The sequence below is a fragment of the Streptomyces sp. NPDC031554 genome (assembly GCF_055580685.1).
This window is the reverse complement of the sequence record NZ_JBVIKX010000001.1, coordinates 1,010,794-1,023,370: the sequence shown is the minus strand read 5'-3', so window position 1 is coordinate 1,023,370 and position 12,577 is coordinate 1,010,794. Positions and strand designations below refer to the sequence as shown.

The 12,577-nt window shown below is 75.6% G+C and carries 11 protein-coding genes; 8 read left to right on the top strand and 3 right to left on the bottom strand.

What is annotated here, in order from left to right; genetic code table 11:
- Nucleotides 1-501: 501 nt before the first annotated feature.
- On the top strand, nt 502-2,349 hold the full coding sequence (gene glmS, locus ACZ5FU_RS04450; RefSeq protein ID WP_469044407.1) for a glutamine--fructose-6-phosphate transaminase (isomerizing): 1,848 nt from the start codon (nt 502-504) through the stop codon (nt 2,347-2,349).
- A gap of 36 nt (nt 2,350-2,385) precedes the next feature.
- Here the strand turns inward: glmS and ACZ5FU_RS04445 are convergent, their stop codons facing one another.
- Both ACZ5FU_RS04445 and ACZ5FU_RS04440 read right to left on the bottom strand, forming a co-directional pair.
- Entirely contained in the window at nt 2,386-4,146 is a 1,761-nt protein-coding gene (locus ACZ5FU_RS04445; RefSeq protein ID WP_469044405.1) for a M16 family metallopeptidase, read from the bottom strand.
- A gap of 14 nt (nt 4,147-4,160) precedes the next feature.
- A complete protein-coding gene (locus tag ACZ5FU_RS04440) occupies nt 4,161-5,120 on the bottom strand; it encodes a hypothetical protein (RefSeq protein WP_469044403.1) in 960 nt (319 codons plus the stop codon).
- A 225-nt stretch (nt 5,121-5,345) separates the two neighbouring features.
- Between ACZ5FU_RS04440 and ACZ5FU_RS04435 the strand changes: the two genes are divergently transcribed.
- The 6 genes from ACZ5FU_RS04435 (at nt 5,346) to ACZ5FU_RS04410 (ending at nt 11,004) form a co-directional block, all read left to right on the top strand.
- On the top strand, nt 5,346-5,717 hold the full coding sequence (locus tag ACZ5FU_RS04435; protein WP_451526975.1) for a holo-ACP synthase: 372 nt from the start codon (nt 5,346-5,348) through the stop codon (nt 5,715-5,717).
- Between the two features lie 52 nt (nt 5,718-5,769).
- Nucleotides 5,770-7,206 (top strand): NAD(P)H-hydrate dehydratase, encoded by a 1,437-nt coding sequence (locus ACZ5FU_RS04430; protein ID WP_469044401.1) that lies wholly within the window; start codon nt 5,770-5,772, stop codon nt 7,204-7,206.
- Between the two features lie 305 nt (nt 7,207-7,511).
- Nucleotides 7,512-8,690, top strand: a complete 1,179-nt coding sequence (gene alr, locus ACZ5FU_RS04425; protein ID WP_468643091.1) for an alanine racemase — start codon at nt 7,512-7,514, stop codon at nt 8,688-8,690.
- Between the two features lie 184 nt (nt 8,691-8,874).
- A complete protein-coding gene (locus ACZ5FU_RS04420) occupies nt 8,875-10,128 on the top strand; it encodes an alpha/beta fold hydrolase (RefSeq protein ID WP_451526972.1) in 1,254 nt (417 codons plus the stop codon).
- Nucleotides 10,094-10,606, top strand: a complete 513-nt coding sequence (tsaE, locus tag ACZ5FU_RS04415) for a tRNA (adenosine(37)-N6)-threonylcarbamoyltransferase complex ATPase subunit type 1 TsaE (protein ID WP_451526971.1) — start codon at nt 10,094-10,096, stop codon at nt 10,604-10,606. Before ACZ5FU_RS04420 ends, tsaE begins: the two co-directional genes overlap by 35 nt.
- A gap of 215 nt (nt 10,607-10,821) precedes the next feature.
- On the top strand, nt 10,822-11,004 hold the full coding sequence (locus ACZ5FU_RS04410) for a hypothetical protein (RefSeq protein WP_451526970.1): 183 nt from the start codon (nt 10,822-10,824) through the stop codon (nt 11,002-11,004).
- A gap of 254 nt (nt 11,005-11,258) precedes the next feature.
- Here ACZ5FU_RS04410 and ACZ5FU_RS04405 read toward each other — a convergent pair whose 3' ends face one another.
- On the bottom strand, nt 11,259-11,804 hold the full coding sequence (locus tag ACZ5FU_RS04405) for a hypothetical protein (RefSeq protein ID WP_451526969.1): 546 nt from the start codon (nt 11,802-11,804) through the stop codon (nt 11,259-11,261).
- Nucleotides 11,805-11,922: 118 nt separating this feature from the next.
- On the opposite strand from ACZ5FU_RS04405, the gene tsaB reads away from it, so the two are divergent.
- Nucleotides 11,923-12,576, top strand: a complete 654-nt coding sequence (gene tsaB / locus ACZ5FU_RS04400) for a tRNA (adenosine(37)-N6)-threonylcarbamoyltransferase complex dimerization subunit type 1 TsaB (protein ID WP_451526968.1) — start codon at nt 11,923-11,925, stop codon at nt 12,574-12,576.
- Nucleotide 12,577 lies beyond the last annotated feature (1 nt).

The following is a 12,577-nucleotide window of genomic DNA, read 5'->3' as shown; positions in this document are numbered from 1 at the left end:
CACGTCGAGGGCGTGCCGGACATGCCGGCCGCGCCCGCGGCCGATCAGGGTGAACGGCGCGGACGTGCGCACGGCATGACGGAAGGGATGCGGCCCGGACCGGACGTGTCGGCCCGGTGTGGCCGAGGCGATGAGGACGCCTGGAGGTGACGGTCGGTCAGTGCGGCGTGGACGACGCCGGCGACGGTCTGTCCGGCCACGCCCGTCGTCCGGGACATTGCGCAGGAGCGGGCGTGGAAAACACGGCCCGCAGGTATGACGGCATGCAAGGTCCTCCCCGTAGCGACACTGTTCCCCCGGTCGCCGACCGGACTGCACGACGGCTGCTGTGGTCAAGATCAGCCAGGCGCGGAGCCAGTCTAGGTACGGGTGTTCGAGGCGGCAAGGGAGTTTCTGGATGAACACCAGGTGTCGTCGTGGCGTGCGTATCCCCGTGGGAATTTCCGAATTCGGGCACGTGGAGGCCCTTTCGGGGCGTCGTCCCGCCGTACGCTGCCGGTCATGTGTGGAATCGTGGGATACGTGGGCAATCAGTCGGCTCTCGAGGTCGTCATGGCCGGGCTGAAGCGGCTGGAGTACCGGGGATACGACTCGGCGGGTGTCGCCGTCCTGGCGGACGGCGGCCTGGCCGCCGCCAAGAAGGCGGGCAGACTCGTCAATCTGGAGAAGGAACTGGGGGCCCGGCCGCTGCCGGCCGGCACCACCGGCCTCGGGCACACGCGGTGGGCCACGCACGGCGGGCCCACCGACGCCAACGCCCATCCGCACCTCGACAACGCCGGACGCGTCGGCGTCGTGCACAACGGGATCATCGAGAACTTCGCCGCGCTGCGGGCCGAGTCGGCCGGGCGCGGACACGAGCTGGCCTCCGAGACCGACACCGAGGCCGTGGCCCATCTGCTCGCCGAGGAGTACGCGGCCACCGGTGACCTCGCGGAGGCCATGCGGCTGGTGTGCCGGCGGCTGGAGGGGGCGTTCACGCTCGTCGCGGTGCACGCCGACGAGCCGGACGTGGTGGTCGGGGCGCGCCGCAACTCGCCGCTGGTGGTGGGTGTCGGGGACGGCGAGGCCTTCCTCGCCTCGGACGTCGCCGCGTTCATCGCCCACACGCGGTCGGCGATCGAGCTGGGCCAGGACCAGGTGGTGGAGCTGCGCCGGGACGGGGTGACGGTCACCGGCTTCGACGGCCGCCCGGCCGAGGTGCGGTCGTACCACGTCGACTGGGACGCCTCCGCCGCGGAGAAGGGCGGCTACGACTACTTCATGCTCAAGGAGATCGCCGAGCAGCCCAAGGCGGTCGCCGACACCCTGCTCGGGCGGATCGACGCGGCGGGGTCGCTGACGCTGGACGAGGTGCGGATCGGCGCTCCGGAGCTGCGCGAGCTGGACAAGGTGGTCATCGTCGCCTGCGGTACGGCGTTCCACGCGGGACTCATCGCCAAGTACGCCATCGAGCACTGGACGCGCATCCCGTGCGAGGTGGAGCCGGCCAGCGAGTTCCGCTACCGGGACCCCATCCTCGACCAGCGGACGCTGGTGATCGCGATCTCCCAGTCCGGCGAGACCATGGACACGCTCATGGCGCTGCGGCACGCCCGCGAGCAGGGCTCCAAGGTGCTGGCGATCTGCAACACCAACGGGTCGACCATCCCGCGCGAGTCGGACGCGGTGCTCTACACCCACGCCGGGCCCGAGGTGGCCGTCGCCTCCACCAAGGCGTTCCTGACGCAGCTGGTGGCCTGCTACCTCGTCGCCCTCCACCTCGGCCAGGTGCGCGGCACCCAGTGGGGGGACGAGATCCGGGCCGTCGTGCGGGACCTGGCGCGGATCTCCGGGCAGGTCGAGCGGGTGCTGGAGACCATGGAACCGGTGCGGGAGCTGGCGCGCTCGCTCGCCGGCAAGGACACCGTGCTGTTCCTCGGGCGGCACGTGGGCCATCCGGTGGCCCTGGAGGGCGCGCTGAAGCTGAAGGAGCTGGCGTACATGCACGCCGAGGGCTTCGCGGCCGGTGAGCTGAAGCACGGGCCGATCGCGCTCATCGAGGAGGACCTGCCGGTCGTCGTCGTGGTGCCGTCCCCGCGGGGGCGGTCCGTGCTGCACGACAAGATCGTCTCCAACATCCAGGAGATCCGGGCGCGGGGCGCGCGCACGATCGTGATCGCGGAGGAGGGCGACGAGGCGGTCGTGCCGTACGCCGACCACCTCGTACGGATCCCCGCGACGCCGACGCTGCTGCAGCCGCTGGTGGCGACGGTGCCGTTGCAGGTGTTCGCCTGCGAGCTGGCCACGGCACGGGGGAACGAGGTGGACCAGCCCCGGAACCTGGCGAAGTCGGTCACGGTGGAGTAGGCGCGGCGGCCGCCCCCGGGGGCGCCCTCCCGCCGGTCAGCCGCGGGCCTGCTTGCGGCGCGTGTTCGCCGTGCCGGTCCAGCGCAGCAGGGCCAGTTCCAGGGCGATGATGCCGAGCGTCCCCCCGATCGGCGGTACGCGGCCCTCGTCGATCCGGTCGACGACCAGGTACACGCCGAGTGCGGCCCAGGCCACGGCCAGCACGGCCAGCAGGACGACGAGGGCCGCCCAGCCCCAGCCGCCCGCCCGGCCCCGCCCGCCCGTCCGGCCCCGCCCGGCGGCGGGCTCCGGGGTCCGCTCGCGCGGCCGCGGGATCTCCTCGGGGGCGCGGGAGGGCATCGGCACGACGCACGCGGCGGGGACCGCCGCGTCCAGGGCCGCGACGCGTTCGGCGGTGACGCCCTCGAAGAGGGTCGGTTCGACGGTGACCGCGAAGCCGTCGTGACCGGTGAGCGCGCGGGCCCCGTCCGGCCGGGTGGTCATCGCGGCGCAGGCGTCGTGGCGGACCGTGACCGGGCCCTTCGGCGTCTCCAGGGTGACGCCCTCGGCGCCGATGACCAGCGTGACCCGGTCGTCCTCCAGGGACGGGTGCCGGGTGCCGGTGACGGCGGCCGCGGAGAACTGCGGCGCCAGGGTGAAGCCGGCCCAGTCCACGCCCCGGCCGGGCACCTGGAGCAGGGCGGAGTCCCAGGTCTGCCGGGCCACCTCGTGCAGGTCGGCGACCGTGACCGCGTTCAGCTCGGCCCGGTGTCGCTCGGGGGAGAGGACCGGGTGCCCGAGCAGCAGGCTCAGCGCGTACGACGGGAGGGCGGCGGCACCGAGGTCGGGGTTGTCGTACGTCTTGAGGAGCCTGCCGCGCGCGGAGTCCAGTTCGGACTGCTCGATGCGGCCCGCGCGCAGCCGGGCGAGGGTGTCGACGAAGCCGCCGACGACCGCGTCCTGCTTCTGCGGCAGGGCGTCCGCGTGGGCGGTGAGGGTGGCGAAGGCGGCGTCGCGCGGGGAGTAGTCGGCCTCCGCGGCGTAGGAGTAGCCGCCCTCCTGGCGCAGGTCGTGGAAGAGGGCCCGACCGAGGACGTCCGCGAAGACGGCGGCCGCGGTGGAGCGGGGCAGCACCGCGGTGAGGACGACGTGGCCGTCGTCGCCGTGGATGTAGGCGGGGGTGACGGGCAGCGCACTGGTCGCGGCCGGGGCCGGGAAGCGGGTCCCCGCGGGCAGGCCGAGGTCGAGGCCCTCCGGCACGTGGTCGCTGGTGATCCACAGCACCGCGTTGTCCCGGGTGAAGCGGGTCTCGGCCCAGTCCCGGACCCGGTCCGGGGTGAGGCTCCAGGTGCCCAGTTCGTGGTAACTGGACAGGCCGTACCCCTGGGCGCCGTAACGCCACAGCGCGAGCGGGGAGTGGGGGCCGCCGCGGCCCGCCGCCTCCGTGCGCAGGATCTCCTTCTCGGTCTCCAGCCGTTCCATCGGCAGGTCCCGCAGGGCCGCGCACACGCTGTTGAGGTGGGCGACGACCTCCTCCTCGCTGCCGGTGACGTGGAAGAGGGTGTACGCGTTCGCCGTCGCGCCGTTGTGGTGCAGGTCGGACAGGCCGAGGCGGTGCAGGGCGAGGTGCTCGACGAGGTGCGTGATCCCCGCGGTGGCCAGGGTCTCGTCGGCGCGGCCCACCCGGAAGAACAGCCCGGCGCTGATCTCGTTGCCGGAGCCGGCGGCGTGGAGGGTGGGGACGCCCTGGACGCTGGTGCGGGAGATCAGGCCGTCGAGGGCGGCGAGGCCGCTCGGGTCGTGCAGGTCGGTGGTCATGTGCCGGTGCCCCCTCAGGCCTGTGCCGCGAGCTTGCGGAACTTCAGGAACGACGCCTTCGGGTCGTTCGTGTACTGCCACGGGAACTCCGTGGCCCGGTCGCCGAGGAAGGCGAAGTGCCGGGCCGCGTCGGCGTGGTGGCCGCCGACGGAGAAGGCGAACGCGAAGGCGTTGTGCGCGCCGGCGGAGTACCAGCCGGGGCGGTGGTCCGGGTGCAGGACCGAGACCTGCGCGGCGAAGCGCAGGTCGTCGCGGACCGGCACACCGCGCAGGTAGGCGGTGCCGTCGGGGCTGCCCAGGTCCAGCCAGTGCTCGATGTGGGCGAGGGCCACCACGGCACCGGAGGTCGAGCCGTCCGGCGCGGCGGTCGCGCACTCGCGGGCGAAGGCGTGCGCCGCCTCCCAGCTGCCGCCCCACTTCGGGCAGAGCTGCTGGAGCAGCTGCGTCTGCGCGCGGTAGTGGTGCGGGTGGTGGGCGGACAGCCGGTCGTAGCGGCGGCGCGCCTCGGCCTGCCCCAGCTCCAGGCCGCGCGCGGTGGTCAGCCGGACCGCCCAGGCGGGGGCGTACGCCGGCTGCTGCGCGCACACCTCGATCAGCAGCTGCTCGGCCCGGCGCAGCCAGGAGTGGAACTGCTCGAACTGGTCCCGCGAGACGTGCTGCGCGCGGGCGCCGCTGCGGATGTCCCACCCGATGTGGACGTACCGTTCCGCGAGCAGGGTGCGCGGCAGCGGGTCGGCGGGGTGTTCGGCGACGGCCCGCTCCAGGAGGGTCTCGACGCCGGGGACCTCGGCGAGGACGGACGAGGCCATCGAGATCTTCTCCACCGCGTCCAGCCCCCTGACGAAGGCCAGGACGGCGGGCAGGTCACTGGCCCGCGCGGCCGTGCGCAGCGGGACCAGCCCGGGTGTGTTGTCGTACGGGTCGAAGGTCGGTCCCGGAGAGCCCGTGGATCCGCCGTCGGTGGTACTGCTCATGCCCCCGCCCCCTGGCGTTGCCGTCCGCGCGCGCCGACTGGCCCCCCAGGGCGCGGGCGGTGAAGTGATGGTGTGACGTGTGCTGATCGGCCGGTGATCGGTCCGTGGCCGGTCCGTGTGCGATCGGCGCGACCGTGTGATCAAGTCCGCCGCAGGCTAGCAGCCGCCTCCGACAGCCGCGTGGGCGACCGGGCGGTGCCGTCCCGTCGCCGTAGGGTGCTCGGCATGAGCATCATCGGGGTCGGTATCGACGTGGCCGAGATCGACCGGTTCGCGGCGTCGCTGGAACGTACGCCCGCACTGGCCCGACGCCTTTTCCTGGACGGCGAGTTGCTGCTGCCGAGCGGGGAGCGGCGGGGCGTCGCCTCGCTCGCGGCCCGGTTCGCGGCGAAGGAGGCCCTCGCCAAGGCGCTGGGCGCTCCCGCGGGTCTGCTGTGGACCGACGCGGAGGTGTACGTGGAGGACAGCGGGCAGCCGCGGCTGCGGGTGCGCGGGAGCGTCGCCGCCCGGGCCGCCGAACTGGGCGTGCAGGCCTGGCACGTGTCGCTCAGTCATGACGCCGGGGTCGCCTCGGCGGTGGTGATCGCGGAGGGGTAGGAGGGCGGGGCGGGTCCGCCCGCGGCGGGGTGCCCGGTGTTTGACTGGGCGTATGCGTACTGCCTATTGCGTGGACACGGTCCGGGCCGCCGAGCGGGACCTGATGGCGCGGCTCCCGGAGGGGGCCCTGATGCAGCGGGCCGCCGCCGGACTCGCCGCCGCCTGTGCCGATCTGATGGGGCGGGTGTACGGACGCCGGGTCGTCCTGCTCGTCGGGAGCGGCGACAACGGCGGTGACGCCCTGTACGCCGGGGCCCGGCTGGCGCGGCGCGGCGCGGGCGTGACGGCCGTACCGCTCGCCGCCGGGCGCGCGCACGCCGGCGGGCTGGCCGCGCTGCTGCGGGCCGGTGGGCGGACCGTGGCGCCCGGGGACGCCGACGGGCCGGTCCGGCGGGCCGACCTCGTCCTCGACGGCGTCGTCGGCATCGGCGGGCGCGGCGGACTGCGCGAGGACGCGGCCCGGCTCGCCGCGCTGGCCGAAGCGTCCCGGGCCGCCGTCGTCGCCGTCGACCTGCCCAGCGGCGTCGAGGCCGACACGGGGGAGGTGCGGGGCGCCGCCGTGCGGGCCGACCTCACCGTCACGTTCGGGACGCACAAGCCGGCGCTGCTGGTCGACCCGGCGCGCGGGCACGCCGGGTCGGTGCGGCTCGTCGACATCGGCCTCGACCTGCCCGGCGAGCCGGACCTGGAGGCGCTCCAGCACGCCGACGTGGCCCGGCTGCTGCCCGTGCCGGGCGCCGAGAGCGACAAGTACCGGCGCGGGGTGGTCGGGATCGCCGCCGGGTCCGCGCGCTATCCGGGCGCGGCCGTCCTGGCGGTCGCCGGCGCCCTGCGGGGCGGGGCGGGGGCCGTGCGGTACGTCGGGCCCGCCGGGCAGGCCGTGCTCGCGCGCCACCCCGAGACGCTGGTGTCCGACCGGGGGCCCGCGCGGGCCGGGCGGGTGCAGGCGTGGGTCGTCGGGCCCGGCGCCGGGGACGACGCCGGCACCGTGGCGGAGGTGCTCGCCTCCGACGTGCCGGTGCTGATCGACGCCGACGGGCTGCGGCTCGCCGACGTGGACGCGGTGCGCGGGCGGACGGCGCCGACGCTGATGACCCCGCACGCCGGGGAGGCGGCGGCGTTGCTGGGGGTGGAGCGGGAGGAGGTCGAGGCGGGACGGCTGGCCGCCGTGCGGGAACTGGCGGGGCGCTACGGGGCGGCCGTGCTGCTGAAGGGGGCCACGACGCTGGTCGCGGCGGAGGGCGGTACGGGGACGGTGCGGGTGAACCCGACGGGGACGCCGTGGCTGGCCACGGCCGGCAGCGGGGACGTGCTGTCGGGGACGGCGGGGTCGCTGCTGGCCGCGGGGCTGTCGGCGGTGGACGCCGGCAGCGCGGGGGCGTACCTGCACGGGCTGGCCGGGCGGTTCGCGGCGGCGGGGGCGCCGGTGGGGGCGTACGAGGTGGCGGAGGCGGTGCCGAGGGCCTGGCGCGACGTCGTACGGGAGTGAGGCGGAGGGCGTTCCCGTCCGCGCGACGCCGTCCCCGGGGCCCGTACCCGGACCCGTCCTCCGCGGGTTCCGTTCCCGGGCTCGCTTCCCGCGGGTTCCGCAGCCGGACCCGCTCCTCGGGGATCTCCTGTCCGGACCCGCCCTTCCCGGACCCGCCCTTCCCGGGCCCGTCCCCGTGCCCGACCCCGGTGACCCCGTCCCCGGGGTCCTCCGGGGAGGCCCCGGACGGGTGGGGCGCCCCGTGGCGGCCGCCGTCCGGGGCGGCTCTTCGGGCGGGTCCCGGGGGCTCTGAGAGACTGGGCGTGATGAGTGAGACTGCACAGCCGACCGCCGCCCCGCTGCGCGCCCGCGCCGAGATCGACCTGGCCGCACTGCGGGCCAACGTGCGCGCGCTGCGCGCGAAGGCGCCCGGCGCGGCGTTCATGGCCGTGGTGAAGGCCGACGGATACGGCCACGGCGCGGTTCCCTGCGCCCGTGCCGCCGTCGAGGCGGGCGCCACCTGGATCGGCACCGCCACCCCGGAGGAGGCCCTCGCGCTGCGCGCCGGGGCGGGCCTGCCGGCGGACGTCCGGATCATGTGCTGGCTGTGGACTCCGGGCGGGCCCTGGCGGGAGGCCGTCGAGGCGGACCTGGACGTGTCCGTGAGCGCTTTGTGGGCGCTGCGCGAGGCCGTCCGGGGGGCGCGGCTCGCCGGACGGGCCGCCCGCGTGCAGCTCAAGGCCGACACGGGCCTCGGGCGCAACGGCTGCCAGCCCGCCGACTGGCCCGACCTGGTCGCCGAGGCGCTGGCCGCCGAGGGCGCGGGCCTCGTGCGGATCACCGGCCTGTGGTCGCACTTCGCCTGCGCCGACGAGCCCGGCCACCCGTCCGTCGCGGCCCAGCTCGCCCGCTTCCACGAGATGGTGGCGTACGCCGAGGAGCAGGGCGTACGGCCCGAGGTGCGGCACATCGCCAACTCGCCGGCCGTGCTGACCCTCCCCGAGACCCACTTCGACCTGATCCGGCCGGGCATCGCCATGTACGGCGTCTCCCCGGGCCCGGAGCTGGGCTCCGCCGCCGACCTGGGACTGCGCCCGGTGATGACGCTGTCGGCCTCGCTGGCCCTGGTCAAGCAGGTGCCGGGCGGCCACGGCGTCAGCTACGGCCACCACTACACGACCTCCGGCGGGACCACCCTCGGCCTGGTTCCCCTCGGCTACGCCGACGGCGTCCCCCGGCACGCCTCCGGCACCGGCCCCGTCCTCGTCGCCGGCAAGCGGCGCACGGTCGCCGGACGGATCGCGATGGACCAGTTCGTCGTCGACCTCGGCGGCGACGAGCCCGCCCCCGGCGAGGAAGCCGTGCTCTTCGGCCCCGGCGACCGGGGCGAGCCCACCGCCGAGGACTGGGCGCAGGCCGCGGGCACCATCGCCTACGAGATCGTCACGCGCATCGGGACGCGCGTCCCGCGCGTCCACGTGGACGAGGCGGACCGGACCCCGTGAGCGCGCTCTTCTGAGCGCGCCCGCGCCCCCGGCACATACGCGGGCGATTCCCGTGCATGCGGTTCATGTGAACGAGGAACCAAACGGGTGTGCGCGCGCCGGGCACCCCGGCACCCGGCGGCCCCTGACGGCACCCGACCACACCCGGCGACATCCGGTGACACCCGGCGAAGAGGAGCGGTACGTGAGCGAGAGCAGCGCGGAGGCGTTGACGAGTGCCGCCTCGGCGGTCGTCGACGCCGCCTCCGCCACGGGGGCCGGCGGCTGGCGCCGGGCGACCGGCGTCGCGGGGGCCGCGATAGGCGTGATCGCCGCGGGTGCCGCCGCCGGAGTCGCCCTGGAGCGGATGACCGTCGGGCGGGGCATGCGGGCCAGGGCCCGCCTCGCCCTGGACGCGACGGGTCCGTACGGCGCCCTGCGCGGCACCCCCGGCAAGGCCCTCGCCGACGACGGCACCGAGCTGTACTACGAGGTCGACGACGTCGAGCCGCAGGGCGGACCGCCGAACCGGCGGCGCCGGCTGTTCGGCCGCAAGGCCCCGCTCCCCGTCACCGTCGTCCTCAGCCACGGCTACTGCCTCACCCAGGACTCCTGGCACTTCCAGCGGGCGGCCCTGCGGGGCGTCGTGCGGACCGTGCACTGGGACCAGCGCAGTCACGGCCGGTCCGCACGCGGCGCGGCCCAGCTGCGGGACGGCGAGCCGCTCACCATCGACCAGCTCGGACGCGATCTGAAGGCCGTCATCGACGCGGCCGCGCCGGAGGGGCCGATCGTGCTCGTCGGGCACTCGATGGGCGGCATGACCGTCATGGCGCTGGCCGCGCAGTTCCCCGAGCTGATCCTCGAGCGGGTCGTCGCCACCGCCTTCGTCGGTACGTCGTCCGGGCGGCTCGGCGAGGTGAACTTCGGCCTGCCGGTCGCCGGGGTGAACGCCGTGCGGCGGGTGCTGCCGGGCGTGCTGAAGGCGCTGGGCCGGCAGGCCGAGCTGGTGGAGAAGGGACGGCGGGCCACCGCCGACCTGTTCGCCGGGATCATCAAGCGGTACTCGTTCGCCTCCCGGGACGTGGATCCGGCCGTCGCCCGGTTCGCCGAGCGCATGATCGAGGGCACGCCGATCGACGTGGTCGCCGAGTTCTACCCGGCCTTCACCGACCACGACAAGACCGAGGCGCTCGCCTGCTTCACGGACATGCCGGTACTGGTCCTGGCGGGCATCGGGGACCTGGTGACGCCGAGCGAGCACAGCGAGGCCATCGCCGACCTGCTGCCGGACGCCGAGCTGGTGCTCGTCCCCGACGCCGGTCACCTCGTGATGCTGGAGCACCCCGAGGTCGTCACCGACCGGCTCGCCGACCTGCTCACCCGCGCGGGCGCCGTACCGGCAGGCGTTACCGTGGGTGGCTATGGAAGCACCAGCAGCAGCGCGCAACCCGGCTGAGACCGAGCTGACCGTCACCTCCCCCGAGCAGATGCGGGACCTGGGCCGGCGCCTGGCCGGACTGCTGCGCGCGGGCGATCTCGTGATGCTCAGCGGGGAGCTGGGCGCGGGCAAGACGACACTGACGCGCGGCCTCGGCGAGGGACTCGGCGTGCGGGGCGCGGTCACCTCGCCCACCTTCGTGATCGCCCGGGTCCACCCGTCCCTGCGGGGCGGTCCGCCGCTCGTCCACGTCGACGCGTACCGCCTGGGCGGCGGGCTCGACGAGATGGAGGACTTGGACCTCGACGTGTCCCTGCCCGAGTCCGTGGTCGTCGTGGAGTGGGGCGAGGGCAAGGTCGAGGAGCTGACCGAGGAGCGGCTCCAGGTGCGCATCCACCGGGCCGTGGGCGACACGACGGACGAGGTGCGGCAGGTGACGGTCACCGGTCTGGGCGACCGGTGGTCGTCGGCGGACCTGAGCGGGCTGACGGGCTGACGGGCCGGTGGGCCGGACGAGCTGAGCGGGCTGAGCGGGCGGACGGTCTGAGTGGCCCGACGGCCTGAGCGGGCTGGCCGCCCCGGACGGAGGCGGCGAAGGTTCCGACAGGGCGTCGGCAAAATGTTGCGTTCGGCGCACCGGGCGTGGTCACATGGTGTTCCGCCCTTGGTTAGGTCTGCCTGACTAGGTCCGCCCGGCCCCAGGAGGCGTCCATGCCGGCCACCGAGCCCCAGGTCCCGCGGCGCCCGTCCGCCCCCGCCGGGGTGTCCATGCGCGACCTGCTGGCGTCCTGCGCCGCCGCGGAGGTCGTCTCCCGGCCACCGCGCGAGCCGGAGCCCTCCCGCCCGCGGGAGCGGCCCTCCCGCGCGGGGGAGCGGCACCGCGAAGCCGCCTGACCGTCCGCCCCCGGGAGCGGGCGTTCCCGGGGACGCGCCGACGGTCCCCAGGGCGTGTCTGACGATTCCCGTCGGGCGCGCGACGCCCGGCACGGCTCCCCCACGCTCGGCTCCGCTCGCGCGGGAGGGACCCCCACCGCCGCGTCGCCGGACCATCCGGGTGCATCCGGTGCACGGGCGGTCCTCCGCCGTGCGACGCACCGCCACCGCACCGGACGCCGCGCGCCGACCCGACGCGAGGGGCCGGACACGCCCTAGCCGATCACGACGACCTGCCGGCCGATCGTCGCGAACTTCCAGACGGCGTTCCCGTCCGCCCGCGAGACGCGGATGCCACCCGTCCTGCGGGCCGGGTCGGGGGCCGGCGTCGAGCCGTCGACGGCCGCGCTGAAGCCGATGGACACGCCCTTGACGCCGGTGAAGCGGACCACGTGCTCGATGGGGGTGCCGTCGGTGCCGGTGACGGCGCCCGAGCGGGAGGTGACGGCGTAGGTGCCGGGCAGCGGGTCGACGCTGCCGGGGGCGACCCGGAAGGTGCGCTCGGCCCTGCCGCCCGCGGTCACCAGCCACACCCGGTCGTCGGCCACCGAGTACACCACCCGCGCGCCCGTGCCGGAGCCGGCCGGCAGCGCGGTGGGGTTCCTGGTGTCGCGCGGCGCCTTCGTCGTGGCGGCGACGTCCGCGCGCGGCGCGGCGAGGTCCGCCGGCACGCTCGCGGAGGCCCGGTAGGCGAGGAACCCGACGGTCGCGACGGCCGCCGCGGTGAGCACGGCCACGAAAGTCGAGCTGCTGCCTGCCACCGCGACCACCTCTTCGTTGTACGCCGGTGTACGTCCGTGCCTCGCCGCGACGTTAGCAGCCGGTGGCCTCCGGGCCCGGGCGGCCGTGCCCGGGTCCCGCGAGCCGTACGCTGTTTGCGTGCTCTTGCTCGCTCTGGATACCGCCACCCCCGCCGTCACCGTCGCCCTGCACGACGGAACGGACGTCCTCGCCTCCGCCGGCCAGGTGGACGCGCGCCGGCACGGTGAGCTGCTGCTGCCGGCCGTCGACCGCCTCCTGGCCGCCACGGGGCACCGGCTCGACGCCGTCACCGGGATCGTCGTCGGCACCGGCCCCGGCCCGTACACCGGGCTGCGCGTCGGCCTGATGACCGCCGACACCTTCGGGCTCGCGCTCGGCGTGCCCGTGCACGGCCTGTGCACCCTCGACGGACTCGCGTACGCCGCCGACCTCGAAGGCCCCTTCGTCGTGGCGACCGACGCCCGCCGCAAGGAGGTCTACTGGGCGCGCTACGCCGACTCCCGCACCCGCCTCACCGGGCCCGCCGTCGACCGGCCGGCCGACATCGCCGAGCAGGTGGCGGGGCTGCCCGCGGTCGGCGCGGGCGCGCTGCTCTACCCGGACACCTTCCCCGCGGTGCACGAGCCGGAGCACGTGTCCGCCGCCGCGCTCGCCTGCCTGGCCGCCGAGAGGCTGGCCGCGGGCGAGGAGCTCCTGGAGCCGCGCCCGCTCTACCTGCGCCGGCCCGACGCCCAGGTCCCCAAGAACTACAAGGTGGTCACCCCCAAGTGAC

Coding starts and splice junctions, on each gene's coding strand:
- glmS (WP_469044407.1), top strand. CDS start 502: ATGTGTGGAATCGTGGGATACGTGGGCAATCAGTCGGCTCTCGAGGTC.
- ACZ5FU_RS04445 (WP_469044405.1), bottom strand. CDS start 4,146: ATGACCACCGACCTGCACGACCCGAGCGGCCTCGCCGCCCTCGACGGC.
- ACZ5FU_RS04440 (WP_469044403.1), bottom strand. CDS start 5,120: ATGAGCAGTACCACCGACGGCGGATCCACGGGCTCTCCGGGACCGACC.
- ACZ5FU_RS04435 (WP_451526975.1), top strand. CDS start 5,346: ATGAGCATCATCGGGGTCGGTATCGACGTGGCCGAGATCGACCGGTTC.
- ACZ5FU_RS04430 (WP_469044401.1), top strand. CDS start 5,770: ATGCGTACTGCCTATTGCGTGGACACGGTCCGGGCCGCCGAGCGGGAC.
- alr (WP_468643091.1), top strand. CDS start 7,512: ATGAGTGAGACTGCACAGCCGACCGCCGCCCCGCTGCGCGCCCGCGCC.
- tsaE (WP_451526971.1), top strand. CDS start 10,094: ATGGAAGCACCAGCAGCAGCGCGCAACCCGGCTGAGACCGAGCTGACC.
- ACZ5FU_RS04410 (WP_451526970.1), top strand. CDS start 10,822: ATGCCGGCCACCGAGCCCCAGGTCCCGCGGCGCCCGTCCGCCCCCGCC.